Origin of the sequence: Thermus thermophilus HB8 (assembly GCF_000091545.1) — a bacterium.
GTDB classification, from domain to species: Bacteria; Deinococcota; Deinococci; order Deinococcales; family Thermaceae; genus Thermus; species Thermus thermophilus.
The window spans coordinates 452,159-476,653 of record NC_006461.1 but is presented as its reverse complement, the minus strand read 5'-3'; the positions used below and the strand labels follow the sequence as shown (position 1 = coordinate 476,653).

Here is a 24,495-nt window from a genome sequence, read left to right as displayed (position 1 = left end):
CAAGCCGAAGGAGGTGGATGTGGACCGGCTTGCGAGGTTCAGAGAAGTGGTGGCCAAGGCGAAGGCCCACCCCGTCTACCGGGAGAAGCTCCGCGACGTGGACCCGGAGAAGCTCACCCTAAAGGACCTCTCCTCCCTCCCCCCCACCACCCGGGAGGAGTGGCTCGCCTACCTCGGGGAAAACCCCAAGCCCCCGGAAGGGGCGAGCCTCATGCACCTCACCCCAAGCCCCGTCCTGGGCTGGATGCCCGAGTACCTCTCCCAGGAGGACCTCCACTACCAGGCCGAGGCCCTGGCGGCGCACTACAGAAGGCTCGGCCTCGTGGGCAAGAAGGTGCTTGTGGCCTTCAGCTACCACGTCTTCGCGGGGGGGTGGCTCTTCCACCAGGCCCTTTGGCGGGCGGGGAACCTGGTCTTTCCCCACGGGCCCGGGGAGGCGAAGCGGGTGGCGGAGCTCGGGGAGCGCTACGGCTTTGACGTCCTCGTCACCAACCCCTCCTTCGCCCTGAAGGTGGCCCAGGCGGGAGGGCGCTTCCCCTTGCTCCTTGCCGGGGGGGAGCCCTTCACCTCCGTGCCGGGCTTCAGGGAGCGGGTGGAGGAGGCCCTGGGGGGCGTGGCCCTGGACGCCTACGGCACCAGCGAGCTCGGCATCGTGGCCGGGGAGCGGCCCGAAAAGGACGGGCTCTGGGAGATCCCGGAGATGGCCGTCCTCGAGGTCCTGGACCCCGAGACCTTAAGGCCCGTGGCGGACGGGGAAAAGGGGGAGCTCGTGGTCACCGCCTTAAGCCGCACCCTCATGCCCATGGTGCGCTTCCGCACCGGGGACCTGGCGGTGGCGGAAAGGCGGGAGGGCCTCACGGTGCTTCCCCGCGGGGTCTTCGGCCGCACGGACCAGATGGTGAAGGTGAAGGGGGTCAAGCTCTACCCCACGGAGCTCGCCCCCGTCCTGGCGGGGTTTGGCCTGGACCCCAAGGGCTTCCAGGTGGTGGTGGAGAGGAAGCTGGAAGGCACCGACAAGCTCGTCCTCCGCCTCAAGGCGGAAAAGGTCCCCCCCGGCCTCTTTGAGGCCATCCAGAAGGCCACGGGGCTCAAGGTGGACGAGGTGGAGCTGGTGGAAACCCTGGAAGGGGGCCTCCTGGTGGACCGCCGCTTCTGAAGGGCCCCGGGGGCTCCCGAAGGCGGCGGGGAAAGCGGACATGACCCCTCTGGAAGCTTTCCAGATCCTTGATCTGCGGGTGGGGCGGGTCCTCCGGGCGGAGCCCCACGAGAAGGCGCGCAAGCCCAGCTACAAGCTCTGGGTGGACCTCGGGCCCCTCGGGGTGAAGCAGAGCTCGGCCCAGATCACGGAGCTCTACCGCCCCGAGGACCTGGTGGGCCGGCTCGTGGTCTGCGCCGTGAACCTTGGGGCCAAGCGGGTGGCGGGCTTCCTCTCCGAGGTCCTGGTCCTCGGGGTCCCCGACGAGGCGGGGCGGGTGGTCCTCCTCGCCCCGGACCGGGAGGTGCCCCTGGGGGGGAAGGTGTTCTAAAGACCCCCCCGCGGCGGGGCGCCTACCCCGCAAGGAGGCGGTGGAAGCGCCTTATGACCTCCACCCCCTTCTCCAGGTTCACCAGGTCCAGCTTCTCGTTGGGGGCGTGGAGGTTGTCGTCGGGAAGCCCCAGGCCCAGAAGGACGATGGGCGCCCCCAGGGTTTCCTTGAGCTCGGCCACCACGGGGATCGTCCCGCCCTCCCGGGTGTAGACGGGGGGCCTTCCCCAGACCTCCTCCAGGGCCCGGGCCATGAGGCGCATGGGCGGGCTAAAGGGGTCGGTGAGGACGGGCCTGCCCCCGTGGAGCCTCCGCACCTCCAGGGCGTAGCCGGGGGGGCAGACGGCCTTCAGGTAGGCCTCGGCCTGGTCCGCCACCTCCTCCGGGTCCTGGTCCGGCACCAGGCGCATGGAGAGCTTCATCCCCGCCTCGGCGGGGATCACCGTCTTGGAGCCCTCTCCCTGGTAGCCGCCCCAGATGCCGTTCGGGTCCAGGGTGGGCCGGGCCCAAAGCCGTTCCAGGGGGGCGTAGCCCTCCTCCCCGGGGAGGATCTCCACCCCAAGCTCCCGCTTCAGGGCCTCCTCGTCCAGGGAGGGCCAGAGGGCCTTTTCCTCCTCGGGGACGGGGCGCACCCTCTCGTAGAAGCCCGGGATCAGGACCCTCCCCGTCCCCTCGTCCTTCAGCCGGGCGAGGAGCCACCCCAGGGCCTGGATGGGGTTCGGGGCCACGCCCCCGAAGGCCCCCGAGTGGAGGTCCCGCCTCGCCCCCCTAAGCCGCACCTCCAGGTAGCAAAGCCCCCGGAGGCCGTAGGTGAGGGTCGGGGTGTGGGGGGCGAACATGGCCCCGTCGGAGACGAGCACCACGTCCGCCCGGAGCTTCTCCCGGTTCGCCCGCACGAAGGGGGGGAGGTGGGGGCTTCCGATCTCCTCCTCCCCCTCCACCAGGAACTTCAGGTTGACCGGGGCCTCCTCCGCCGCGAGGACGTGGGCGAAAAGCTGCCCCTTGTCGTCGGAGGCCCCCCGGGCGTAGATCCGGCCCTCCCGCACCACCGGGGAGAAGGGCGGGCTCTCCCAAAGCTCCAGGGGATCCGGGGGCTGGACGTCGTAGTGGCCGTAGACCAGGACGGTGGGGGCCTTCTCGTCCACGAACCGCTCGGCGTAGAGGATGGGGTGGAGGGGGGTCTCGTGGAGCTCGGTGCGGAAGCCCCGGGCCTTAAGCCTCTCCTCAAGCCAAAGGGCCGCCCGGCGCACGTCCTCCCGCCGGGCCGGGTCGGTGGAGACGGAGGGGATGGAGAGAAAGGCAAAAAGCTCGGTGAGGTCCACGAGGACACCCTAAACGCCCGCACCGCGTTCCCGCAACCGGGGAGCGCAGAGGGGGGCCCTCAGCCCCCGCCCAAGGCCTCCTCCTTCTCCTTCTCCAAGAGGAGGAGCTTGAGCCTGGCCACCTCGGCCTCAAAGCGGGCCTGCAGGGCCTCGAGCTCCGCCCGAAGCCGCATGATCTCCTCCACCCCCGCCAGGTTCACCCCAAGCTCCTGCGTCAGGCGGCGGATCTCCCGGAGCTTCTCAATGTCCCGCTCCGAGTAAAGCCGCGTCTTCCCACTGGACCGCTTCGGCTTGATCAAACCCTTCCGCTCGTAAAGCCGAAGCGTCTGCGGGTGCATCTCCACAAGCTCCGCCGCCACCGAGATCACGTACACGGGGCGGTCCTTGGGGGAGGGCTTCTCCGTCTGCCCGGGCGGGGGCAGGGCCCTCCGCTCCAGCTCCTGGAAGCGGTCCCCGATCTCCGCCTTGAGCCTGGCCACCTCGGCCTCAAAGCGGGCCTGCAGGGCCTCGAGCTCCGCCCGAAGCCGCATGATCTCCTCCACCCCCGCCAGGTTCACCCCAAGCTCCTGCGTCAGGCGGCGGATCTCCCGGAGCTTCTCAATGTCCCGCTCCGAGTAAAGCCGCGTCTTCCCACTGGACCGCTTCGGCTTGATCAAACCCTTCCGCTCGTAAAGCCGAAGCGTCTGCGGGTGCATCTCCACAAGCTCCGCCGCCACCGAGATCACGTACACGGGGCGGTCCTTGTCCACCACCTTGTCCATAAGCCCTTAGCTCCTCCCGCTAAGCCCCTCTATCCTTAAACACTATACCTCGCCTGTGTACCCGAGGCGCAGGGAAGCTCTCCGGGCCGCCTCCACCACCCGGGGGGCGAGGCGGTGGGCCTCCTCCAGGGAGAGGCGGCTTGCGGGGGCGGAGAGGGAGAGGGCGGCCACCACGCCCCCTGAGGCCCCGAAGACGGGGGCGGCCACGCACCGCACCCCGAGCTCCTTCTCCTCGTTGTCCAGGGCGTAGCCCCGCCCGCGCACCGCCTCAAGCTCCCGGAGGAGGTCGGGAAGCCGGGTGAGGGTGTGGGGGGTGTAAGGCGTGAGGCTAAGCCCCTCGGGCACCCCCAGATAGGCCAGGAAGACCTTGCCCACCCCGGTGGCGTGGAGGGGGGCCCGGGAGCCGGGGGCGGTGAAGAGGCGGACGAGCTTCGTCCCCTCCACCTGGTCCAGGTACAACGCCTCCCGCCCCAGGGGCACCGCCAGGTTTACGCTCTCCCCCGTCTCCCTCGCCAAGGCCTCCATCTCGGGGCGGACCGCCTGGGAAAGCGAACGCTTGGGGTAGGCCTGGCCCACGGCGAAGGCCTTGGGCCCCACCCGGTAGACCCCGCCCTCCTCCTCCACGAAGCCCGCCTGGGCCAGGGCCCTGAGGAGGCGGTAGAGGGTGCTCTTGGCGAGGCCCACCCGTTCGGCCAAGGGGCCCAAGGGGCTTTCCCCCGCCTGGGCCAGGGCCTCGAGGACCCGAAGCCCCCTCTCCAGGGTCTTCACCGCCTGGGGCGGCTTCTCCCGAGGACGCGCCATGCCGCTTAGGGTAACGGGGGCGGCCCTGTTTTTCAAGATACAAAAAATCTTTTTGCTTCTTGACAATCCCGCCCCGCCTCCCGTAAGCTCGGACCACCATGAAGGGCGTGGAGATCCGGAAAGACCACCCCCTCCTGAAGGAGGTCCTGACGGAGGAGGCCCTGAGGTTCGTGGTGGCGCTGCACCGGGAGTTCAACCCGGTGCGCAAGGCCCTCCTGGAGCGGCGTCAAGCGCTTTGGGAGCGGTACAAGGCCGGGGAGAAGCCGGACTTCCTCCAGGAGACCGCCTTCGTCCGGGGCGGGGCGTGGCGGGTGGCCGAGGCCCCGCCTGACCTCCTGGACCGCCGGGTGGAGATCACGGGCCCCGTGGACCGCAAGATGATCATCAACGCCTTGAACTCGGGGGCCAAGGTCTTCATGGCGGACTTTGAGGACGCCCTCTCCCCCACCTGGGACAACGTCATCCGGGGCCAGAAGAACCTCTATGACGCCGTGCGCCGCCAGATTGACTTCGTCTCCCCCGAGGGCAAGGAGTACAAGCTCAAGGAAAAGACGGCCACCCTGGTGGTGCGCCCAAGGGGCTGGCACCTTGTGGAAAAGCACGTCTACGTGGACGGGGAGCCCATCTCGGCGAGCCTCTTTGACTTTGGCCTCTACTTCTTCCACAACGCCCACGAGCTCTTAAGGCGGGGAAGCGGGCCCTACTTCTACCTGCCCAAGCTGGAAAGCCACCTCGAGGCCCGCCTCTGGAACGAGGTCTTCAACTTCGCCCAGGACTACCTGAAGATCCCCCGGGGCACCATCCGGGCCACGGTCCTCATTGAGACCATCCTGGCGGCCTTTGAGATGGAGGAGATCCTCTACGAGCTCAAGGAGCACGCCGCCGGGCTCAACGCGGGGCGCTGGGACTACATCTTCAGCTGCATCAAGAAGTTCGCCACCACCGCCCCCATCTTCCCCGACCGGGCCCAGGTGACGATGACCGTGCCCTTCATGAAGGCCTACACCGAGCTTTTGGTCAAGTCCTGCCACATCCACGAGGCCCACGCCATCGGCGGGATGGCGGCCTTCATCCCAAGCCGCAAGGACCCCCAGGTGAACGAGCGCGCCTTCCAGCAGGTGCGCGCGGACAAGGAACGGGAGGCCTCCCAGGGCTTTGACGGCACCTGGGTGGCCCACCCCGACCTGGTGCCCGTGGCCATGGAGGTCTTTGACCGCTACCTGGGCGACAAGCCCCACCAGAAGCACGTGAAGCGGGAGGACGTCCACGTGACCGCGGCGGACCTCCTGAACTTCCACGTCCCCGAGGGGAGGGTGACGGAGGCGGGGCTTCGCAACAACATCTCCGTGGCCCTCCAGTACCTGAACCAGTGGCTCTTGGGCAACGGGGCCGCGGCCATCTTCAACCTCATGGAGGACGCCGCCACCGCCGAGATCAGCCGGGCCCAGCTCTGGCAGTGGGTGCACCGGGGGGCCCAGCTGGAGGACGGCCGCACCATTACCCCGGAGCTTTACCAAAAGGTCAAGGAGGAGGAGCTCGCCAAGCTCGGCGGCCGGGACAAGGAGCGCTACCGGGAGGCCGAGGAGATCCTGGACAAGCTCGTCCTCTCCGAGGAGTTCGTGGAGTTCCTGACCCTGGTGGCCTACGACTACATTGACTGAGCCCCTCGCCGCGGTGGGGGCCCCCCTTTTGCCCTAAAGTGGAGGGGAAAGGAGGTCAAGGGTGGGCTTCTTGGAGGAACTCAAGGCCCTGCTTCCCGGCCGGGTCCTCACGAGGGAGGCGGAGCTCGCCCCCTACGAGTCCGACGCCCTCACCGCCTACCGCAAAAGGCCCTTGGCGGTGGCCCTCCCGGAGAGGAAGGAGGAGGTCATCGGGGTGGTGCGGCTTTGCCACCAATACGGCGTCCCCTTCGTGGCCCGGGGGAGCGGCACAAGCCTCTCCGGGGGCTCCCTCCCCGTGGAGGGCGGGGTGGTGATCGCCCTGAACCGGATGAACCGGATCCTGAGGCTGGACCCCAAGGCCAGGATCGCCGTGGTGGAGCCCGGGGTGGTGAACCTCAAGGTCTCCCAGGAGGCCGCCCCCTTCGGCCTCTACTACGCCCCGGACCCCTCCAGCCAGCCCGTAAGCACCATCGGGGGAAACGTGGCCTTCAACTCCGGGGGGGCCCACTGCCTGAAGTACGGGATGACGGCGAACCACGTCCTGGGCCTCGAGGTCGTCACCCCCACGGGGGAGGTGGTGCGCTTAGGGGGGGAAAGCCTGGAGGGCGTGGGCCCGGACCTCCACGGCTTCTTCGTGGGGACGGAGGGGCTTTTGGGGGTGGCGGTGGAGATCACCTTGAGGCTTCTCCCCAGGCCCGAGGCCTACCACACCGTCCTCGCCGCCTACCCGAGCCTCGAGGCGGCGGGGGAGGCGGTGAGCCGGGTGATCCGGGCGGGGCTTCTCCCCGGGGCCATGGAGATCATGGACCGCCTGAGCATAGAGGCGGCGGAGAAGGCGGTGAGGGCCGGCTACCCCCTGGTGGAGGGCCTCCTCATCGTGGAGCTGGAGGGCCCTAAGGAGGAGGTGGCCGAGGAGGCCCTGGTCCTGGAAAGGGTCCTCAGGGAAAGCGGCGCCCTGGAGCTCAGGGTGGCGGGCAGCGAGGCCGAGCGCCAGGCCATCTGGAAGGGCCGCAAGGCCGCCTTCAGCGCCGTGGGGAGGCTTTCCCCCGACTACCTGGTCCAAGACGGGGTGGTGCCCCGCTCCCGGCTCGGGGAGGCCTTGAAGGAGATCCAGCGCCTCTCCCGGGAGTACGGCCTGAGGGTGGCCAACGTCTTCCACGCCGGGGACGGGAACCTCCACCCCCTGGTCCTCTACGACGGGAAGAAGCCCGGGGAGCTGGAACGGGCCGAGGCCCTGGCCGGGGAGATCCTGAGGCTTTGCGTGCGCCTGGGAGGGTCCCTCACGGGGGAGCACGGCATCGGGGTGGAGAAGAAGGGCTACATGCCGGAGATGTTCGCCCCGGAGGACCTCCTGGCCATGGAGGAGGTGAAGCGGGCCCTGGACCCCAAGGGCCTCGCCAACCGGGGCAAGGTCCTGCCGGAGGTGGCCGGTGCCCACGCTTAGGCCGGAAAGCCCGGAAGAGGTCCAGGAGGCGGTGCGGGCCTACCCCCGGCTCCGGGCGCAAGGCGGGGGGACGAAGCCCGCCCTCTCCACCCCCAAAGAGGGGGAGGTCCTTTTGGACCTCTCCCGCCTCCGGGGCCTTTTGGCGTACGAGCCCGAGGAGTTCGTCTTCACCGCCTTCGCCGGGACGCCCATCGCCGAGGTGGAGGAGGCCCTAAGGGCCCACGGCCAGTACCTGCCCTTTGACCCGCCCCTCGCGGGGAAGGGGGCCACCCTGGGGGGAACGGTGGCGGCGGGGCTATCCGGCCCCTTGCGCCACCGCTATGGGGGCCTGAGGGACTTCCTCCTCGGGGTGCGCTTCGTGGACGGGGAGGGGAAGGTGGTGCGGGGCGGGGGCAAGGTGGTGAAGAACGCCGCGGGCTTCCCCTTCCACCGCCTCATGGTGGGCGCCCTGGGGGCCTTCGGGGTCATGGTGGAGCTTTCCTTCAAGGTCTTCCCCAGGCCCCGGACCACGCGCACCCTCAGGGTGCGGCGGGAAGGCCTGGAGGAGGCCCTCGCCGACCTGGAAAGGCTTAGGCTTCTCCCCTTAGACCTCCTCGCCCTGGACTTCATTCCCCCCGCCACCTTGGAGCTTCGCCTCGGAGGGTTTGAAAGAAGCGTGGAGGCCCGCCTCAAGCGCCTCCAAGACCTCCTCGGGGAGGGGGAGGTTCTGGCGGAGGACGAGGCCCACTGGGAGGCGGTGCGGGACCTCGGCTTTTTGGAGGGAAGCCCCGTCTGGGTCAAGGTTCCCGCCAAGCCCCACCTCATCCCCCGCCTCGAGGCCCTCCCCCTGGGCCCAAGGCGCTACCTGGACGGCGGGGAGGTGCTCTACGCCGGAACCACGGAGGAGGGCCTAAAGGCGCTAAGGGAGGCGGGGCTTCCCCACCTGGTGCTAAGGGGGGCGGAAGCGCCCCTCTTCCCCGAGCCCCAAGGGGCCTTCTTCGCCGGGGTCAAGAAGGCCCTGGACCCCAAAGGCCGCTTTCCCTTAGGGTGAGAGCATGCAACACCAAATCCCCGTAGAAAAGCTGGGCAAGGAGGGGGAGGTGATGGCCCACGCCGTTGAGGCCTGCGTCCACTGCGGCTTCTGCCTCCCCACCTGCCCCACCTACGTGGTCCTCCAGGAGGAGATGGACTCCCCCAGGGGACGGATCTTCCTCATGAAGGAGGTCTTGGAGGGGAACCTGGGGTTGGAAGAAGCCCTCCCCTACCTGGACCGCTGCCTCGCCTGCCAGGCCTGCGTCACCGCCTGCCCAAGCGGCGTCCCCTACGGCGAGCTCATCGCCACCTTCCGCCTGTGGAGCGAGGAAAAGCGGCACCGCTTCCCCTTGGAAAGGGTCTTCCGCCTGGGCCTCCTCCGCACCCTCCCCTACCCGGAGCGCTTCCGGCCCCTGGCGAAGCTCGGCGCGGGCCTGAAGCCCCTCCTCAGGCCCCTTCCCCTTCCCAAGCCCCTGAAGGCCCCCCTCGCCCTCCTCCCGGACCGCCTTCCCGAGGAGGCCCCCTACGGGGAGGTCTACCCCGCCAAGGGGGAGAGGCGGGCGCGGGTGGGGCTCCTTCTGGGGTGCGCCCAGAGGGTCTTGAGGCCTTCCATCAACCAGGCCACCATCCGGGTCCTCCAGGAAAACGGGGTGGAGGTGGTGGCGGTGCCGGAGCAGGCCTGCTGCGGCGCCCTCAACCTCCACGCCGGGGACAAGGAGGGGGCGCGGGCCCTCGCCCGGAAGAACCTGAAGGCCTTCCGGGACGTGGACTACGTGGTCACCAACGCCGCCGGGTGCGGCTCGGGGATGAAGGAGTACCCCCTCCTCTTCCGGGGGGAGCCCGAGGAGGAGGAGGCCCGGGCCCTCGCCGCCAAGGTGAAGGACTTGAGCGTCCTCCTGGACGAGCTGGGCTTCACCCCGCCCCCACCCCCCAGGCGCCCCTTGCGGGTGGCCTACCACGACGCCTGCCACCTGGCCCACGCCCAGGGGGTGAGGGAGGCCCCAAGAAGGCTTCTCCAGGCGGCGGGCCTCGAGGTCTTGGAACCCAGGGAGTGGGAGCTCTGCTGCGGCTCCGCCGGGACCTACAACCTCTTCCAGCCGGAGATCGCCGAGGCCCTGGGAAGGAGGAAGGCGGAAAACCTCAAGGCCACGGGGGCGGACCTCGTGGCCACGGGGAACATCGGCTGCCTCACCCAGATCCAGGCCTACCTGGACCTCCCCGTGCTTCACACCGCCGAGCTTCTGGCCCTCCTCTACGAGGGAAAGGACCCTCTGGCTTGACGTGCATATCTTCCTGCAGCCATGCTTAAAGCATGGCCCTCACCATTCGCAACAAGGAGGTGGAGCGCCTGGCGGAGGAGGTGGCCCGCCTCGCCGGAGAAACCAAGACGGAGGCCGTAAGGAAGGCCCTGGAGATGCGCCTTAGGGAACTCCAGAGGAAGCGGAGCTTTGACCGGGTGATCCGCTTCCTGGAGGAGGAGGTCTGGCCCCAGATCCCGCCGGAGCTTTTGGGGAAGGGGCTCTCCAAGGAAGAGGAGGAAGAAATCCTGGGGTACGGCAAGGAGGGGTACTGATGGTGCTGGACACCTCCGCCCTCCTGGGCATTCTCTTCCGGGAAGAAGGGTACGAGGAGCTTCTGGAGCAACTCCGGCGCACCCGCCCCCACAAGGTGGCCGCGCCCACCCTGGCCGAAGCGGGGATCGTCCTGGGCGCCCGGCTGGGCTTTGAGCGGGTGCATCTTCTCTTTGAACTCCTAACCGAGCTCCAGGCCGAGATCGTGCCCTTCACCGAAAGGCATGCCCGGGAGGCCATCTCCGCTTACCGGCGCTACGGGCGGGGCAAGCACCCCGCCGGGCTCAACTTTGGGGACTGCCTGAGCTACGCCCTGGCCCGGGTGGAGGGGGAACCCCTCCTCTACAAGGGCCAGGGCTTTGACCGGACGGACCTGGCGTGGAAGCCCTCCTGAAGGAAGCCTTCCTCGAGGCCCTGAAGGCCACGGACCCCTACCGCCTCACGGCAAAACACCTCCCCCCTTGGCGGCCGGACCTCGTCCTGGCGGTGGGGAAGGCGGCGGCCCCCATGCTCCAGGCCGCCCTGGACCGCTACGGAGAGGTCCCCTACCACCTCACCCTGCCCAAGGGGCAAAAGGCCCCTGGGCTCAAGGCGGTCTTCGCCCGCCACCCCGTCCCCGACGAGGAGAGCGTCCGGGCGGCCGAGGAGGTCCTCGGCCTCCTCCAGGGCCTTTCCCCGAGGGCACGGGTCTTGGCCCTCCTCTCGGGCGGGGGAAGCGCCCTGTGGTGCGCCCCTTTGGGGATCTCCCTGGAGGAGAAGCGGGCCCTCACCGAGGCCCTCCTCAAAAGCGGGGCGAGCATCCACGAGATGAACGCCGTGCGCAAGCACCTCTCCCAGATCAAAGGGGGAAGAGCCCTCCTCGCCACCAGGGCGAAGGTCCACGTCCTCCTCCTCTCCGACGTGCCGGGGGACGACCCCTCGGTCATCGCCTCGGGCCCCTTCCACCCGGACCCCACCACCTACGCCGAGGCCCTCGCCCTGTTGGACCGCTACGGCCTCGCCTTCCCCGGGGCCCGGGCCGTCCTCCGGCAGGGGGTGGAAGGGCGCCTCCCCGAGACCCTAAAGCCCCAAGACCCCGCCCTAAGGCGCCTCGCCTGGCGCCTCGTGGGGACGAACCTCCACCTCCTCCGGGCGGCGCAAAGGTTCTTGCGGGCCCGGGGTTTCCGGGCGGCGGTCCTCTCCGACCGCTTCGGGGGGGAGGCGAGGGCCCTCGCCCGCTTCCACGCCGAGCTCATAGAGGCCATCCGCGCCCACGGGGTGCCTTTTAGGAAGCCCCTCTTCCTCCTCTCCGGAGGGGAGGCCCAGGTGCGGGTGGTGGGAAGGGGAAGGGGCGGGCGGAACCTGGAGTTCCTCCTCGCCCTCTACGCCCACCTCAAAACCCCCCTCTACGCCCTCGCCGCAGACTCCGACGGCCTGGACGGAAATAGCGGCGCCGCCGGGGCCCTCCTCACCCCGGCGGTGTGGGAAAAGGGCCTAGACCCCAGGCCCTTCCTGGAGGAAAACGACAGCCTCGGCTTCTTCCAGGAGGCGGGAACCCTTCTTAAAACCGGCCCCACGGGGACCAACCTCAACGACTTCCGCCTCCTCCTTGTAGACTGAGGGGGTGGAGTACCCGGAGCTTGCCCCGGTCCTCGAGGCCATCCTCAAGACCGTCCCGGCGCAAAAGGTCATCCTCTTCGGCAGCCGGGCGCGGGGGGAAGCTCGCCCAGAGAGCGACTACGACCTCCTCGTGGTGGTGCCTCCCGAGTACAAGACCATGCGGGTGTGGAAGGACCTCTACCTGGCGGTGAGCAAGGCCAAACGGGGCTTCAGTCTGGACCTCCTGCTGGCCACCGCGGAGGACCTGGAAAAGTACCGGGATGCCTGGGCCACCCTTTACCCCAAGGTCCTGAGGGAAGGCCGGGTGCTCTATGCCCCGTGAAGCCACAGATCCCTTGGCTTGGCTCGTCCGGGCCAAGAGCAGTCTGGCCCGGGCCCGAGCCGGGCGAATAAGCCCTGAAGTCCTTTGGGAAGAACCTTGCTTTGACGCGCAACAGGCTGCAGAAAAGGCCCTCAAAGCTCTTCTGGTTGCCTTAGGCATACCTTTTCCCAAGACCCACGACCTGGAAAGGCTCCTGGAGCTGATCCGCCCCCGTATCCCCGTGCCCCTAGAGCTGGAAGCCCTTGTCCGGCTCAACCCCTTTGCCGTCGCCAGCCGCTACCCAGGGGACCTCCCGGAAGCCACGGAAGAGGACTGGAGGGAAGCTCTCGCGCTCGCGGAGCGGGCCGTGGCCTGGGTGGAGGAGGTCTTAAAAAGCAGCCGTGGCTAGCCTCTACGTCCACGTCCCCTTCTGCCCCACCCTCTGCCCCTACTGCGACTTCCACGTGGTCCGCCGGGGGCCGGGGTGGGTGGAGGCCTACCTAAGGCGCCTGAAGGAAGAGGCCCAAGCCCTCCACGAGCGCTTCCCCAAACCCCTACGCACCCTCTACCTGGGCGGGGGGACGCCGAGCTACCTAAGGGACCGGGAGCTTGTGGCCCTCTTCCAAAGCCTTCCCTGGGCGCTCGCCGAGGGCGCCGAGGTGACCCTGGAGGCCAACCCCGGGACCCTCTCCCCTGGCCGCCTCCGGCTCCTCCAAGACCTCGGGGTGAACCGCCTCTCCCTGGGGGTGCAGAGCTTCCAGGAGCTGGTCCTCAAGTTCCTGGGGCGGGCCCACGGGAGGAAGGGGGCGCTTAGGGCGGTGGAGATGGCCCTGGAATGGGGCTTTCGCGTCTCCATAGACCTCATCCTGGGCCTTCCCATGCAGGACGTGGAAGCCGACCTGAAGGAGGCGGCCCGCCTCGGGGTGGGGCACGTCTCCGCCTACACCCTCCAGGTGGAGAAGGGCACCCCCTTCGCCCTCCTGGGCCTAAAGGAAGACCCCGAGCGGGAGGCCTGGGCCATGGAGCGGGCGGAGGAGGTGCTGGGAGAAACGGGGCTTTTCCGGTACGAGGTCTCCAACTTCGCCAGGGAAGGGGAGGAGGCCCGGCACAACCTCGTCTACTGGCGGGCGGGCTTCTGGCTCGCCCTGGGCCCTGCGGCCACGGGGCAGTACCCGGGGGAAGGGGGGGCCTACGCCCTGAGGCGCACGGCCCCGCCCCTTCCCCGCTGGCTCCGAGGGGAGGCCCCGAAGGAGGAGGCCATTTCCCCGCTGGAACACGCCAAGGAAAGCCTCATGCTGGGCCTAAGGCTCCGGGAAGGGGTGGACGTGGGGGCCGTGGAGGAGAGGACGGGGCTCGCCCTCTTCCCCCTCCTCCAAGGGAGGGCGGTGGAGCTCGCCCAAGAAGGCCTCCTCCAGGTCCTGGGGAAAAGGCTTCTTCCCACCCCGAAGGCCTTTCCCCTCCTCCACCGGGTGGTCCTGGCCCTCTGGGAGGCGCTTTAGGGTTAGGCGAAGGCCAAAGCCTCCCGCGCCCGGTCCGCCAGGGCGAAGAAGCGCTCCTTGGTGAGGGGGATCTTCCCCGTGACCAGGCCCTTTCCCGGCTCGTAGTGGGCGTGAAGGTGGATGTGGGCCCGGGGAAGGCGGAGGCCGATGCGCTTGAGCTTGGCGTGCCTCGGGGAGACGTCGGCGAGGAGGAAGGGTTCCCCAAGCCCGTCGGAGAGGGAGGCGGTCATGATGGTGGTGGGGAGGTCGTAGGGACGCTCCATGCGGTAGATGAAGTCGGGGAAGTCCGCCTCCTTCTCAAAACGCACGCCCTTCGCTTGAGCGTACTCCCGCATCCAGGAGAGGAGCTCCACCCAGGCCTCGTAGAGTTCGCGCTCGGAAGACGCGCTCATGGCTCAAGTATAAGGCCCCGGGGCGGTCCCCGGGGCACCTTGGTGGGCGCGAGTGGACTTGAACCACCGACCCCTACCGTGTCAAGGTAGTGCTCTAGCCACCTGAGCTACGCGCCCGCGTTTTCTGGAGGCGCCGGCCGGATTCGAACCGGCGAATGGAGGTTTTGCAGACCTCTGCCTTACCACTTGGCTACGGCGCCAAGCCGTAAGGTATGGTAGCACGAAGCCCCAAAGGGTGTCAAGAAAAACCCGTTGCCAGCGGGAAAAGTGGTATCATGCCCTCTAGTGGACGAGGTTTTCGTGCGCCTGCGCCGCGGACGCTGGCCCCTTTCCAAGGGGCTTTTGGTGGAGGCCCTCCTTCCCCTGGGGGTCCCCACGGAGGTGGCCCACGCCCTGGCCCACACGGTGGAGGAGCGGCTCAAGCGCCTCAGGCGCAAGGGCGGGGTGACGCCCCGGACCCTGAGGCGGATCTTCCTGGAGGAGGTGGAGCGGGAGCTTGGGCCGGAGAAGGCCCGCCTCCTCGCCAAGCAGACCCTCCCCTTTGAGGAGATCTTCGTGGTGGAGGGCAGAAAGCAACGCCCCTTCTCCAAGGGCCTCCTCACCCGGAGCCTCGAGGACGCGGGCTTCTCCCTCAGGGAGGCGCACGAGCTGGCCAAGGCCGTGGAAAGGCGGCTCCGCCTGGAGGGCGTCCGCCGTATCCCCGCCAAGCGGCTGGAAAAAGTGGTGGCCGAGGAGGCCCGGCGCCTCTACGGCCCCGAGGCGGGGGAGCGCTACCGGGCCCGCCTCCTCTACGCCGGGGAGCTCTTCGTGGAGGAGGCCCCGGGGGCGCCCAGGGTCCCCTTTTCCAAAGGCATCCTGGCCCAGTCCCTCATGGCCATCGGCCTCTCCCCCGACCGGGCCTTCCGGCTCGCGCGGGAGATGGAGGTGGCCCTCCACCGGGAAGGCGTCCAGGTCATCCGCCGGGACGAGCTGAGGCGGCGGGTGCACCAGGCCCTCCTCCGGGAGGCGGGGGAGGAGATGGCCCGCCGCTACCTGATCCTGCGGAGCCTGCGCAAGCAACCCCGGCCCGTCCACATCCTCATCGGGGGGGTCACGGGGGTGGGCAAGAGCGTCCTCGCCTCGGCCTTGGCCTACCGCCTGGGCATCACCCACATCGTCCCCTCGGACGCCGTCAGGGAGGTCTTCCGCGTCTCCCTCTCCAAGGACCTCCTCCCCACCCTCCACCTCTCCACCTTTGAGGCCTGGCGCGCCCTCTCCCCCGGGCTCGGCCTCGAGGGGGAAAGCTACGAGGTCCAGGTGATGCGGGGGTTTTTAGACCAGGTGGCCAAGGTGGCCGTGGGCCTCAAGGCCATCCAGGAGAGGAGCGCCCTGGAGGGCACCTCCATCGTCTTGGAAGGGGTCCACGTGGTGCCCCGCTTCCTGCAGCACCCCTACCAGGACCGGGTCTTCACCATCCCCATGCTCGTGGCGGTGCAGGACGAGAACCTGCACCGGGACCGCTTCCTCCTCCGCGACCGGGAGACGGGGCACGCCCGGCCCAAGGAGCGCTACCTCCAGCACTTTGAGGAGATCCGCCTCATCCAAAACCACCTCCTGCGTTGGGCCCGGGAGGAGGGGATCCCCGTGATCCCGGGGGAGGACCTGGACGAGGGGATTGAGAAGGCCTTGGAGGTCCTGGTGGCCTACCTCGAGGCCCAGGGGCAGAGGCTGGAGGAGGCCCATGCTTGAACCCCTCCTCTTCCCCCTCCTCCTCGCCGTGGCCTTCCGCCTGAGGCGGCTCGCCCCCCTCTTCGCCCTAGGGTTTTGGGCCAACCTCCTCTGGTTCGTCTACCAGAACGAGTGGGGCTCGGGCTGGCTCACCTACCTCCGGGGCCTCGGGGCGGGCCTCTTCCTCGCCGCGGGCTACGGGGAGCCCCTCCTCGCCTGGAGCCTCCTCCCCTGGCCCCTTCTCCTCTACGCCAAGCTCCAGGTGCGCGAACTCCTCCCCTACCTCCCCGGCCTCACCGAGGGGCTCGGCCTCGGCCTCCTCCTCTACCTCCTGGGTTTCCGCAAGCGGTAAAAGGCGTAGGGAAGCCCGGCGCCCAAAAGCCCCCCGAGGAGGAAGGCCCAGGGGTGGCCGTAGAAGAGCTGGAGGAAGAGGATCCCCCCGTAAAGCACGGCGAAGAGGGGAACGAGGAAGGGCCTTTCCCCGTAGGCCACCGCCGCCCCCCCGAGGGCGAGGCCCAGGGCGAGGGCGAGGCCTTCCTGGTTCGGGCGGAACCAGAGGAAGTAGACGTAGCCCGCGATCCCGAGGAGGGAGAGGGCCTGGGAGAGGCGGTCTGGACCCATCCTCAGTCCTTCACGAAGCGGCGCACCACAAGCTGGGAGAGGACGAGGGCCACACCCCCCCAGGCCACCTGGGGCTCGCGCCCCAAAAAGCCCATGACCGCCGAGAAGACCCCGGCCAGGAGGAAGAAGGGCACGTACCTGGGGCTCACGGTGAGGCCCAGGACGAAGGCCACGAGAAACCCCGCCACCCCCGGGGGCAGGCTCGCCCCCAGGGCCAGGAAGAGGAGCATCAGAGCGACGGTGATGGCCCCGGCCAGGTAGTAGGCCCCGGGAAAAGGCTCGGGGACTTTCTTGCGGGCGCGCTCGGCCATGCCCCAAGGCTATCACAAAAGCCCCGCGGCCGCGGCCACCGCCTCGAGGCGGGCGGGCACGGGCGGGGGAAGCTCGGCCACCCTCTCGGCGGTGGCCGGGTCCTTGAGGCCGTGGCCCGTGAGGGTGAGGACCACGGTGCTCTCCGGCTCAAGCCTACCCTCCCGCAACAGCTTGAAGACCCCCGCCATGGCGGCGGCGCTTGCGGGCTCGCAGAAGATCCCTTCCTCCCGGGCCAGGTAGCGGTAGGCGAAGAGGATCTCCTCGTCCGTCACCGCCTCTATGACCCCCCCCGACTCCTCCTTGGCCCGCACGGCCCCTTGCCAGCTCGCCGGGTTGCCGATGCGGATGGCGGTGGCCAGGGTCTCGGGGCGCTCCACCGGGCGGCCCAGGACCAAGGGGGCCGCCCCCGCCGCCTGGAAGCCGAGCATTCTGGGAAGCCTTTTGGCCTTGCCCAGGGCGTGGTACGCTTTGTAGCCCATCCAGTGGGCGGTGATGTTCCCCGCGTTCCCCACGGGGAGGGCGTGGTAGTGGGGGGCGTCGCCGAGCTCGTCCACCACCTCAAAGGCCAGGGTCTTCTGGCCCTCCAGGCGGTGGGGGTTCACGGAGTTCACCAGGGCCACGGGGAAGGCCTCCGTCAGCTTTTGGGTGAGGCGCAGGGCGTCGTCAAAGTTCCCCTCCACCTGGACGATCCTCGCCCCGTGCACCAGGCTCTGGGCCACCTTGCCCAAGGCCACGTACCCCGCGGGGAGGACCACGATGGCCAAAATCCCGGCCCTTGCGGCGTAGGCGGCGGCGGAGGCGGCGGTGTTCCCGGTGCTGGCGCAGGCGACGGCCTGGGCCCCCCCTTCCACCGCCTTGGAGACGGCGAGGGTCATCCCCCGGTCCTTGAAGCTTCCCGTGGGGTTTAAGCCCTCGTACTTGGCGTAGAGGCGGATGCCCTTCTTCCTCGCCTCCTCCGGGCCCTTAAGGGGGATGAGGGGGGTGGAGCCCTCCAGGAGGCTTATCACCGGCGTCTTCTCCGAGACCGGGAGGAGGTTCCGGTAGCGCTCTATGAGGGGCGGCCGCATGGCCCCATGCTCCGGCCTTAAGGCCTCGCCGTCAAGGGAGGAAAAGGCCCCGGGTTTCCAGGGCGAAGCCGGGAAGCCCGGGGTCTAAGGGCACCCGTTCCGGCCCCTGGTGGCCCTCCACCCCTCCCGGGCGGAAGACCTCCACCCGGTGGAGGTAAGGGTCCAGGAGGACCACGAGGCGCACCCCGTTCGCCAGGTACCAGGCCGCCTTCTCCCGGAGCTCCTCGAGGCCCTGGCTTCTAGAGCGCACCTCAAACACCGCGTCCGGGGCCAGGGGAGGAAACCCTTCCCGCGCCTCTTGGGAGAGGGCCTGCCACCTCTTGCCCAGGAGGAAAGCGGCGTCCGGGGCGAGGACCGAGCCGTCGGGGAGTTTGAACCCTGTGGAGGCGTCAAAGACCACCCCCAGGCCCCGCGCCTCGTTCCACCGGTAAAGCGGTCCTAGGACGGCGGCGCGGATCCGCCCGCTTTCCCCGCCCGTGGGGGACACGATGAGCCTCCCGTCGGCCAAGCGCTCAAACTGCCAGCCCGGGTTTCTCTCGGAAAGGACGCGGAGCTCCTCATCGCTCACGGGGCGCAGAAGGTCCAGAAGGGGCACGCCCTCATTCTACCCCCGGCCAGGGGCTTCCCTCCTCCAAAGGGGGCCTCGCCCGGGGGGCAGGGAGGTGCCCCGGGGCCCCGGAGAGGAAGCGGAGGAGGTCGGCGAAAAGCCCGCTCGCCGTGGCCCCGCCCCCCGCCCCAGGCCCCGTGACGAAGGCCTCCCCCAAAGGCCTGGCCCGGACCCAGAGGGCGTTTCCCCGGGCCCTCGCCAAGGGGTGGTCCTGGGGAAGGCGCCTTGGGGCCACCGCCGCCCGCCACCTCCCCCCTTCCCCGAAGAGGCTCGCCACGAGGCGCACCCGCTCCCCCCGGGCCTCGGCCTTTTGCAGGACCTCTGGGGTGAGGCGGGCGATGCCTTGGGCCTCCACCTCGGCGAAGGGGAAGCCGGGGTCCACGAGGAGCCGGGCGAGGAGGGTGAGCTTGTGGGCGGCGTCTATCCCCTCCACGTCCAAGGTGGGGTCGGCCTCGGCGTAGCCCAGGCGCTGGGCCTCAAGAAGCGCCTCGGCGTAGGTCCGGCCCTTCTCCATCTCCTGGAGGATGTAGAGGGTGGTGCCGTTCAGGATGCCGTGGAGCTCCAGAAGCTCGCTTCCCCTCAGGGTCTCCAGGAAGGAGAGGGCGGGGGTGCCCGCCATGACGCTCGCCTCGTGGTAGATGAGCCCCTCCTCGGCGAAGGGCCTTAAGGACTCCCAGGCCTCGGCGAGGAGGGCCTTGTTGGCGGTGATGAGGGGGATGCCGGCCTCGAGGGCGGGGAGGACGAGCCTAAGGGGGGCCTCCACCCCCCCCATGGCCTCCACCACCAGGTCGGCCTCCAGGAGGTCAAAGGGCTCGGCGCGAAGAAGTTCCTGGGGGATGGCCCTGGGCTTCCTCGGGTCCCGCACCAAGACGCCGAGGAAACGGGGGACGACCCCGAAGGCGGAAAGCTCCTCCGCCCGCTCCAACACGAGGTTGTAGAAGGCGCTCCCCACGGTGCCGCCCCCCAAGAGGGCGATCTTTAAGGCCTCCATGGGGGGATTATACCCCTTGCGCTTTGTTAGCTAAGCTCGCTAAGCTAAGTCCGTGAAGGCCTTCACCGTGCACCAGGCCAAGACCCACCTCTCCCGCCTCCTAAAAGCCGTGGAGGAGGGGGAAGAGGTGGTGATCCTGAGGGGCAAAACCCCCGTGGCCAGGCTCGTCCCCTACCGCAAGGGGAAGCGCCCCCTGGGGTTTGTCCCGGGGAAGCTCCCTGAGAGCTTCTTTGAACCCCTTCCCGAGGAGGAGCTCGCCCTGTGGGAAGGCGCTACCTCCTAGACACCCACGTCCTCATCTGGGCCCTCACGGAACCCGAGCGGCTGAGCCCTAGGGTCCGGGCGCTTTTGGAGGACCCCGACACCCCTCTTCTCGTCTCCTCAGCCAGCGCCTGGGAGATGGCCACCAAGCACCGCCTAGGGAAGCTTTCCGGCGCCGAGGCGGTCTTGGAGGGCCTGGAAGGCCACCTCTCCCGTCTGGGGGCCGAGGAGCTTCCCATAAGGCTTGCCCACGCCCTCCTGGCGGGAAGGCTTCCCGGGGAGCAGCGGGACCCCTTTGACCGCATCCTGGCCGCCCAGAGCCTGGTGGAAGGCCTCGTCCTCCTCACCACCGACCGCGCCTTCCCCAGTTTCGGCGTGGAGACCCTGTGGTGAAGGACCTCCTGGAGGAACGGGCGCGGGAGCTCGGCCTCCTCTTCGCCTGGGCCCCCCTGGACCTGCCCCAAGAGGCCGAGGCCCGCCACCGGGCGTGGCTGGAAGCGGGCCGCCACGGGGGGATGGCCTACCTCGAGGCCCCGGAGCGCTTCCACCCGAGAAAGCGCTTCCCCTGGGCAAAAAGCGCCCTCCTCCTCTTCGCCCCCTACGCCTACCCCGACCCCGGGACCCCCCCTGGGGGCCTCCGGGTGGGCCGGGTCGCCCGCTACGCTTGGACGCGGGACTACCACCTGGTCCTGGGGGAGGCGCTGAAGGCCCTGGAGGAGACGGCGCGGGGCCTGGGCCTAAAGGCCAAGGGCTACGTGGACCACGGGCCCCTGCCCGAGCGCACCCTCGCCGCCCTCTCCGGGGCGGGCTGGATCGGGAAAAGCGGCTACTTCCTCTCCCAAGCCTTCGGGGTCCACGCCTTTATCGGCGTCCTCCTCACCCCCCTGGAGGTGGAGGCCGCCCCCCTCCACCCTAGCCGCTGCGGCCGCTGCGCCCGCTGCCTTTCCGCCTGCCCCACGGAAGCCCTCCTCGGGGACGGCACCCTGGACGCCCGTGCCTGCGTGAGCTACCTCACCATTGAGCACAAGGGCCCCATCCCCCCCTCCCTCTGGCCGGGAATCGGGGACTGGCTTTTCGGCTGCGACCTCTGCGGGGAAGCCTGCCCCTGGGAGAGGTTCGGCAAGGTCTGGAAGGCCTTAAGGCCCGAGCCCGAGCTCGCCCACCCGGACCTCCTGGACTTCTTCCGCCTCTCGGGGCGGGCCTTCGGGAGGAAGTACGCGGGCACCGCCTTCCTCCGGGCGGGAAGGGCCCGCATGGCCCGGAACGCCCTCATCGTCCTCTTCAACCTGGGCCTGGGGGAGGCCCTCTTCCTGGAGGCGACCCGGGACCCGAACCCCCTGGTGCGGCGCACCGCCCTAAGGGCCCTCCACCTCATGGGAAAGCCCCTGGACCCCTTCCTCCAGGACCCCGGGCTCCGCGAGGAGGCCCTAGCCCTTCTTGGGGAAGCGCCCGAAGCGGTACACCTGCTCCAGGACGGGAGGGAGGCCCCAGGCCCTGAGGTCAAAGAGCAGGGGGCCTAGGTCGTAGGGCACTTTGAGGAAGCGGGCCCCGAGGGTCTCTGTGTCCAGCACCATGGCGTCCGCCCCGTGCTCCCCGGTGAGGCTTAGGCCCACGCTCCCCGGGTCGGCGACAAGCCCCCTCCCCACCCGCCGCGCCAGGGGAAGGTGGCTTCCCCCGAGGAGCAAGGCCTCGGCCCCGTACCGCTCCAGAAAGAAAGCGAGGTCCCGCGCGGGGCCCAGAAGGTCCACCCGCCCCTCGGGGTCCCCCGGCTTCCCGTGGAAGGCCACGAGGCGCATCCCCCCGTAGGACTTGCGGTGGGAAAGCCTGAGGCTGCGGAGGTAGGCGAGCTCCTTCTCCCCGAGCTGCGCCCGGGTCCACTCCAGGGTGGCCTTGCCCACCCCCTCGGGCAGGGGCCCGGGGAGGGGGTAGGCCACCCTTAGGTCCCAGGCCCCGGCGATGGCGGCAAGCCCTTCCTCCCAGATCCGGTGGATCACCTGCCTGGGGTGGGGCCCGTAGCCCACCAGGTCCCCGAGGACCAGAACCTCGTCCACCCCCTCGGCCCGTAGGGCCTCCAGGGCGGCCTCGAGGGCGGGGAGGTTGGCGTGAAGGTCCGAGAGGACCCCAAGGCGCATGGCCCCATTCTCCCACCTCCGCCGTCAAAACCCGGTGAAAAGGAACCGGGAAGCCCGTATGGTGGAAGGGTGAAGGCCTTGGCCTTGGGCCTCCTCCTCGCCCTCACCCTCCCCCCCTTTCCCCTGGGCTTCCTCGCCCCCTTCGTCCTCGCCTTCCTCCTCAAGGGGGGCTTCCGGGAAGGGTTCTGGGCGGGCCTGGGGTTTTGGGGGCTCCACCTGGTCTGGCTCCCGCAAAGCTTCGCCCAGAACTTCGGCCCCTGGGGGGCGGTGCCCTTTCTGCCCCTCGTCCTCGTCAAGGCCCTCTCCTTCGGCCTCCTCTTCGCCCTCACCCCCAACGCCCCCATGCGCCTCGGGGGGTGGGTTCTCCTGGAGTGGCTCACGGAGCAAGGAGAACTCGCCTTCCCCTGGGGGTTTCTGGGCTACGCCCTGGTGGAGGCCCCGGGCCGCATCCTCGCCGCCTGGGGCGGGGTCTACCTCCTCTCCCTCCTCGTCCTCCTCGTGGCCTATGGCCTTCGGGCGAGGCGGCCTTGGGTCCTCCTCCTTTGGGCCCTCCTCTGGCTCCTTCCCCTCCCCGAGGCGCACCCCGAGGGCAAGGCCCTTTTGGTCCAGGGGAACATCAACCCCTTAAGGAAGTTCCAGGGGGAGCTGGACGAGGCGGTCTACCTGAGGCTCACCGAGGCGGGGCTTCGGGCCCACCCCGAGGCGGACCTCGTGGTCTGGCCCGAGACCGCGGTCTGGCGGATCCCCCAGGAGGCGGAGGCCCTCCTCCAAGGCCGCCCCCTCCTCACCGGCCTCAACCTCCTCGGCCCCAACCGGGCGGTGCTCTACCGGGAGGGCAAGCTCCTCGGCCACTACGACAAGACCCGCCTCGTCCCCTTCGGGGAGCGCTTTCCCTTCCGGGAGGCCCTGGGAGGGGTCTACGCCTTCTTCTTCCGGGCCATGGGGCTTGGGGACCTCCAAGACCGCACCCCTGGCGAGAAGGTGGCCCCCATCGGGCCCTACGGCGTCCTCATCTGCTACGAGTCCGTCTTTCCCTCCGTGGCCCGGGGCCTGGCGCGGGAAGGGGCCAGGGTCCTCGTCCTCCTCACCAACGACGCCTGGTTCGGCCCCTCCTTCGGGGGCAGGCAACACTTCGCCCTGGGACGCCTAAGGGCGGTGGAGACGGGGCGGTGGCTCCTCAGGGCCGGGAACGACGGGATCACCGCAAGCGTTGACCCCTTCGGCCGGGTGGTGGCGGAAATCCCCCCGCACCAAGAGGGCTTCCTCCTCGCCCCTTACGCCCTAAGGACGGGCCTCACCCCTTACGCCCGCTTCGGGGACTGGGCGGTGGGCCTGGCGTTGACCATCTTCCTCCTTGGCCTTATCCTTAGGGTGCGTCCGCCGGGGTGGCGGAACCGGTAGACGCGGCAGACTCAAAATCTGCTGTCCGCAAGGACGTGCGGGTTCGAGTCCCGCCCCCGGCACCAAGGGGCCCCGAAAGGGGCCTTGTTTCATTCCAGGCTGGCTTGCGCCAGTCTGGGGGTTTCCGCGCTATCCCTTGTCCCAAAGGGCGAGGACGTAGCCTTCCGCCACCAAGAAGCGGGGCGGGCTTCCCAAAGCCTCCCGGAAGAGGCCTTCCAGGGCCTCCAAGGAGAACCTCCGCCCCAGGGGCGGCCCCACCTCCTCCTCCCGGTAAGGCCACTCCAAGACGGCCACGCGCCGGGCCACCCGGGAGGCCTCCCGGAGGGCGGGAACGGGGTCCAGGTGGTGGAGGGCGAGGCCGAAGAAGGCGAGGTCAAAGCTCCCGTCGGGGAAGGGCAGGGCCTCGGCCCGCCCCTCCACGAACCGGGCCCCCTTCACCTTGGCCCGGGCCACCTCCAGGCGGTCCGCCCTGGGGTCCAGGCCCACGACGAAGAGGCCCAAGGCGGCGAAGGCCTCGGCGAAGACCCCGGTGCCGGTGCCGATGTCCAAGACGCTTTTCGCCTTTAGGCCCTCCAGGGCCTTCCTAGCGATCTCCCCCGGAGGAAAGCGCCTAAGCCTTTCCTCCTTGCGGAAGGGGTCCCCTGCCTCGCAGGCGTTGGTAAGGAGGGCCCACATCACCAAGGCCCCCTCCTCCGCCGCCTTCTGGAAGGCCCTTTGCAGGGTGAGGAAGACCTCCTCCTCCTTTCCGGAAACCTCCGAGTGGGTGGGGAAGACGCGGTAGCTCGCCCCGCTTTCCTCCAGGGCCAGGAGGGCTTTCTCCACCGCCCTGTAGTCCCCCTGGAGGAGGGGGTAAAGGGCGAAGAGGGCCTTCACCGCCATCTCCCCAAGTATAGGGCGGGGCGGTTCCCCGCGCGCCTTCCCGCAAGGTCCGCCTCCTCGTAGGGGGGATGGGCCTCGGGGGCGAGAAACACCGCTTCCCCTTCCGCCTCAGGAGGCCCCAAGAGGGCCTTCAGGTCCTCCCGGGCGAGGAAGCGGGCCTGGGCCCAGGGGAGGACGCCCTTTTCCCCAAGCCTCCGGTAGAGGGCGGCCCAGGGGGAGAGGGCCTCGAGGACCCCCACCACAAGGGCCCCGCCCGGACGGAGGACGCGCCGGGCCTCGAGGAGGACCCGCTCCACGTCCTCCACGAACTCCAGGGTGGTGAAGAGGAGGACCACGTCAAAGCTTTCCCCGGGGAAGGGCAGGGCCTCGCCCCAAGCCCGCACCCAGGTGGCCTCGGGCGCCCGCCTCCTCCCCACGGCGAGCATGGCCTCGGAAGGCTCCACCCCCACCTTTTGGGGATAGGGAAGGCGCCTAAGCCAGTACCCGGTCCCCGCGCCCACCTCGAGGAGGCTTTCCCCGGGGGGAAGGAGCCCCTTCAGGGCCCTCTCCTCCTCGGCGATGACGTAGGCCCCCAAGGGGGTCCCGTACCAGGCCTCGTAGGCCTCGGCTAGAGAAGCGAAGGGGTCCACG

The 24,495-nt window shown here is 69.5% G+C and carries 30 protein-coding genes and 3 tRNA genes; 19 read left to right on the top strand and 14 right to left on the bottom strand.

All coding sequences use genetic code 11. The features are described from left to right. The first annotated feature begins 19 nt into the window (after nucleotides 1-19). Together TTH_RS02665 and TTH_RS02660 are read left to right on the top strand one after the other, a co-directional pair. Nucleotides 20-1,156: a phenylacetate--CoA ligase family protein gene (locus TTH_RS02665; RefSeq protein ID WP_024118974.1), complete on the top strand. Its 1,137-nt coding sequence runs from the start codon at nucleotides 20-22 to the stop codon at nucleotides 1,154-1,156. Between the two features lie 40 nt (nucleotides 1,157-1,196). Next, nucleotides 1,197-1,526 carry a tRNA-binding protein gene (locus TTH_RS02660; protein ID WP_011227991.1) on the top strand — a complete coding sequence of 110 codons (330 nt, stop codon included), beginning with the start codon at nucleotides 1,197-1,199 and terminating at the stop codon, nucleotides 1,524-1,526. Nucleotides 1,527-1,548: 22 nt separating this feature from the next. Here the strand turns inward: TTH_RS02660 and TTH_RS02655 are convergent, their stop codons facing one another. Genes TTH_RS02655 through TTH_RS02645 form a run of 3 tightly spaced genes read right to left on the bottom strand, consistent with a single transcriptional unit; the run spans nucleotide 1,549 to nucleotide 4,409 of the window. Next, nucleotides 1,549-2,847 (bottom strand): dipeptidase, encoded by a 1,299-nt coding sequence (locus TTH_RS02655; RefSeq protein WP_011227990.1) that lies wholly within the window; start codon nucleotides 2,845-2,847, stop codon nucleotides 1,549-1,551. A 59-nt stretch (nucleotides 2,848-2,906) separates the two neighbouring features. Further along, nucleotides 2,907-3,608: a heat shock protein transcriptional repressor HspR, fused homodimer type gene (hspR, locus tag TTH_RS02650; protein WP_011227989.1), complete on the bottom strand. Its 702-nt coding sequence runs from the start codon at nucleotides 3,606-3,608 to the stop codon at nucleotides 2,907-2,909. A 42-nt stretch (nucleotides 3,609-3,650) separates the two neighbouring features. Further along, complete coding sequence (locus TTH_RS02645; RefSeq protein ID WP_014630030.1) at nucleotides 3,651-4,409, bottom strand: IclR family transcriptional regulator; 759 nt, start codon at nucleotides 4,407-4,409, stop codon at nucleotides 3,651-3,653. 98 nt (nucleotides 4,410-4,507) lie between these two features. On the opposite strand from TTH_RS02645, the gene aceB reads away from it, so the two are divergent. The 10 genes from aceB to hemW all read left to right on the top strand — a co-directional run bounded on the left by aceB (nucleotide 4,508) and on the right by hemW (nucleotide 13,495). Further along, on the top strand, nucleotides 4,508-6,070 hold the full coding sequence (gene aceB, locus TTH_RS02640) for a malate synthase A (RefSeq protein WP_011227987.1): 1,563 nt from the start codon (nucleotides 4,508-4,510) through the stop codon (nucleotides 6,068-6,070). 61 nt (nucleotides 6,071-6,131) lie between these two features. After that, complete coding sequence (locus tag TTH_RS02635; RefSeq protein ID WP_011227986.1) at nucleotides 6,132-7,514, top strand: FAD-linked oxidase C-terminal domain-containing protein; 1,383 nt, start codon at nucleotides 6,132-6,134, stop codon at nucleotides 7,512-7,514. Continuing rightward, a complete protein-coding gene (locus tag TTH_RS02630) occupies nucleotides 7,501-8,544 on the top strand; it encodes an FAD-binding protein (protein WP_011227985.1) in 1,044 nt (347 codons plus the stop codon). The genes TTH_RS02635 and TTH_RS02630 overlap by 14 nt, the downstream gene beginning before the upstream one ends. Nucleotides 8,545-8,548: 4 nt before the next feature. After that, nucleotides 8,549-9,805, top strand: coding sequence for a glycolate oxidase subunit GlcF (glcF, locus tag TTH_RS02625; protein ID WP_011227984.1), 1,257 nt, complete (start codon nucleotides 8,549-8,551; stop codon nucleotides 9,803-9,805). 32 nt (nucleotides 9,806-9,837) lie between these two features. Beyond that, nucleotides 9,838-10,098 (top strand): type II toxin-antitoxin system VapB family antitoxin, encoded by a 261-nt coding sequence (locus tag TTH_RS02620; RefSeq protein ID WP_011227983.1) that lies wholly within the window; start codon nucleotides 9,838-9,840, stop codon nucleotides 10,096-10,098. After that, complete coding sequence (locus TTH_RS02615) at nucleotides 10,098-10,490, top strand: type II toxin-antitoxin system VapC family toxin (RefSeq protein ID WP_011227982.1); 393 nt, start codon at nucleotides 10,098-10,100, stop codon at nucleotides 10,488-10,490. Before TTH_RS02620 ends, TTH_RS02615 begins: the two co-directional genes overlap by 1 nt. Beyond that, nucleotides 10,475-11,695, top strand: coding sequence for a glycerate kinase type-2 family protein (locus TTH_RS02610; protein WP_011227981.1), 1,221 nt, complete (start codon nucleotides 10,475-10,477; stop codon nucleotides 11,693-11,695). Before TTH_RS02615 ends, TTH_RS02610 begins: the two co-directional genes overlap by 16 nt. A gap of 4 nt (nucleotides 11,696-11,699) precedes the next feature. Beyond that, the gene (locus TTH_RS02605; protein WP_011227980.1) at nucleotides 11,700-12,017 is read left to right on the top strand and encodes a nucleotidyltransferase domain-containing protein; all 318 of its coding nucleotides are present in this window, start codon (nucleotides 11,700-11,702) and stop codon (nucleotides 12,015-12,017) included. After that, nucleotides 12,007-12,405, top strand: coding sequence for a HEPN domain-containing protein (locus TTH_RS02600; protein WP_011227979.1), 399 nt, complete (start codon nucleotides 12,007-12,009; stop codon nucleotides 12,403-12,405). Before TTH_RS02605 ends, TTH_RS02600 begins: the two co-directional genes overlap by 11 nt. Next, nucleotides 12,398-13,495, top strand: coding sequence for a radical SAM family heme chaperone HemW (hemW, locus tag TTH_RS02595; protein WP_011227978.1), 1,098 nt, complete (start codon nucleotides 12,398-12,400; stop codon nucleotides 13,493-13,495). The genes TTH_RS02600 and hemW overlap by 8 nt, the downstream gene beginning before the upstream one ends. Before the next feature lie 2 nt (nucleotides 13,496-13,497). Here the strand turns inward: hemW and TTH_RS02590 are convergent, their stop codons facing one another. The 3 genes from TTH_RS02590 to TTH_RS02580 form a co-directional block, all read right to left on the bottom strand. Beyond that, entirely contained in the window at nucleotides 13,498-13,887 is a 390-nt protein-coding gene (locus tag TTH_RS02590) for an NADH-quinone oxidoreductase subunit 15 (protein WP_011227977.1), read from the bottom strand. A gap of 40 nt (nucleotides 13,888-13,927) precedes the next feature. Further along, nucleotides 13,928-14,004: transfer RNA gene (locus TTH_RS02585), tRNA-Val, on the bottom strand. Between the two features lie 8 nt (nucleotides 14,005-14,012). Then, nucleotides 14,013-14,087, bottom strand: a tRNA-Cys gene (locus tag TTH_RS02580). Nucleotides 14,088-14,172: 85 nt separating this feature from the next. Here TTH_RS02580 and TTH_RS02575 point away from each other — a divergent pair. Further along, on the top strand, nucleotides 14,173-15,615 hold the full coding sequence (locus tag TTH_RS02575; protein ID WP_024118965.1) for an ATP cone domain-containing protein: 1,443 nt from the start codon (nucleotides 14,173-14,175) through the stop codon (nucleotides 15,613-15,615). Beyond that, nucleotides 15,608-15,946, top strand: coding sequence for a hypothetical protein (locus TTH_RS02570; RefSeq protein WP_008631771.1), 339 nt, complete (start codon nucleotides 15,608-15,610; stop codon nucleotides 15,944-15,946). The genes TTH_RS02575 and TTH_RS02570 overlap by 8 nt, the downstream gene beginning before the upstream one ends. Here TTH_RS02570 and TTH_RS02565 read toward each other — a convergent pair. From TTH_RS02565 to TTH_RS02545, 5 genes are read right to left on the bottom strand one after another with little or no spacing between them, the layout of a single operon-like run. Next, on the bottom strand, nucleotides 15,919-16,215 hold the full coding sequence (locus TTH_RS02565; protein ID WP_011227975.1) for a hypothetical protein: 297 nt from the start codon (nucleotides 16,213-16,215) through the stop codon (nucleotides 15,919-15,921). The genes TTH_RS02570 and TTH_RS02565 overlap by 28 nt on opposite strands. Before the next feature lie 2 nt (nucleotides 16,216-16,217). Beyond that, the gene (locus TTH_RS02560) at nucleotides 16,218-16,526 is read right to left on the bottom strand and encodes a hypothetical protein (RefSeq protein WP_011172574.1); all 309 of its coding nucleotides are present in this window, start codon (nucleotides 16,524-16,526) and stop codon (nucleotides 16,218-16,220) included. A gap of 12 nt (nucleotides 16,527-16,538) precedes the next feature. Next, nucleotides 16,539-17,594: a threonine synthase gene (thrC, locus tag TTH_RS02555; protein WP_011227974.1), complete on the bottom strand. Its 1,056-nt coding sequence runs from the start codon at nucleotides 17,592-17,594 to the stop codon at nucleotides 16,539-16,541. 31 nt (nucleotides 17,595-17,625) lie between these two features. Next, nucleotides 17,626-18,189 carry a Uma2 family endonuclease gene (locus tag TTH_RS02550; RefSeq protein WP_011227973.1) on the bottom strand — a complete coding sequence of 188 codons (564 nt, stop codon included), beginning with the start codon at nucleotides 18,187-18,189 and terminating at the stop codon, nucleotides 17,626-17,628. Nucleotides 18,190-18,193: 4 nt separating this feature from the next. Further along, complete coding sequence (locus tag TTH_RS02545) at nucleotides 18,194-19,192, bottom strand: homoserine dehydrogenase (RefSeq protein ID WP_011172571.1); 999 nt, start codon at nucleotides 19,190-19,192, stop codon at nucleotides 18,194-18,196. 52 nt (nucleotides 19,193-19,244) lie between these two features. Between TTH_RS02545 and TTH_RS02540 the strand changes: the two genes are divergently transcribed. From TTH_RS02540 to queG, 3 genes are read left to right on the top strand one after another with little or no spacing between them, the layout of a single operon-like run. Further along, complete coding sequence (locus tag TTH_RS02540) at nucleotides 19,245-19,475, top strand: type II toxin-antitoxin system Phd/YefM family antitoxin (RefSeq protein ID WP_011227972.1); 231 nt, start codon at nucleotides 19,245-19,247, stop codon at nucleotides 19,473-19,475. After that, complete coding sequence (locus TTH_RS02535; RefSeq protein WP_011227971.1) at nucleotides 19,454-19,846, top strand: type II toxin-antitoxin system VapC family toxin; 393 nt, start codon at nucleotides 19,454-19,456, stop codon at nucleotides 19,844-19,846. The genes TTH_RS02540 and TTH_RS02535 overlap by 22 nt, the downstream gene beginning before the upstream one ends. Further along, complete coding sequence (gene queG / locus TTH_RS02530; protein ID WP_011227970.1) at nucleotides 19,840-20,973, top strand: tRNA epoxyqueuosine(34) reductase QueG; 1,134 nt, start codon at nucleotides 19,840-19,842, stop codon at nucleotides 20,971-20,973. The genes TTH_RS02535 and queG overlap by 7 nt, the downstream gene beginning before the upstream one ends. Here queG and TTH_RS02525 read toward each other — a convergent pair. Beyond that, nucleotides 20,881-21,585: a metallophosphoesterase family protein gene (locus TTH_RS02525; protein WP_011227969.1), complete on the bottom strand. Its 705-nt coding sequence runs from the start codon at nucleotides 21,583-21,585 to the stop codon at nucleotides 20,881-20,883. The genes queG and TTH_RS02525 overlap by 93 nt on opposite strands. A gap of 69 nt (nucleotides 21,586-21,654) precedes the next feature. On the opposite strand from TTH_RS02525, the gene lnt reads away from it, so the two are divergent. Together lnt and TTH_RS02515 are read left to right on the top strand one after the other, a co-directional pair. Beyond that, nucleotides 21,655-22,986: an apolipoprotein N-acyltransferase gene (gene lnt / locus TTH_RS02520; RefSeq protein ID WP_024119347.1), complete on the top strand. Its 1,332-nt coding sequence runs from the start codon at nucleotides 21,655-21,657 to the stop codon at nucleotides 22,984-22,986. Further along, nucleotides 22,965-23,051, top strand: a tRNA-Leu gene (locus TTH_RS02515). The genes lnt and TTH_RS02515 overlap by 22 nt, the downstream gene beginning before the upstream one ends. Before the next feature lie 64 nt (nucleotides 23,052-23,115). On the opposite strand, the gene TTH_RS02510 is transcribed toward TTH_RS02515, so the two are convergent. Both TTH_RS02510 and TTH_RS02505 read right to left on the bottom strand, forming a co-directional pair. Further along, nucleotides 23,116-23,865 carry a methyltransferase domain-containing protein gene (locus TTH_RS02510; RefSeq protein WP_011172566.1) on the bottom strand — a complete coding sequence of 250 codons (750 nt, stop codon included), beginning with the start codon at nucleotides 23,863-23,865 and terminating at the stop codon, nucleotides 23,116-23,118. Then, nucleotides 23,856-24,494, bottom strand: a complete 639-nt coding sequence (locus tag TTH_RS02505) for a class I SAM-dependent methyltransferase (protein ID WP_011227967.1) — start codon at nucleotides 24,492-24,494, stop codon at nucleotides 23,856-23,858. The genes TTH_RS02510 and TTH_RS02505 overlap by 10 nt, the downstream gene beginning before the upstream one ends. Nucleotide 24,495 lies beyond the last annotated feature (1 nt).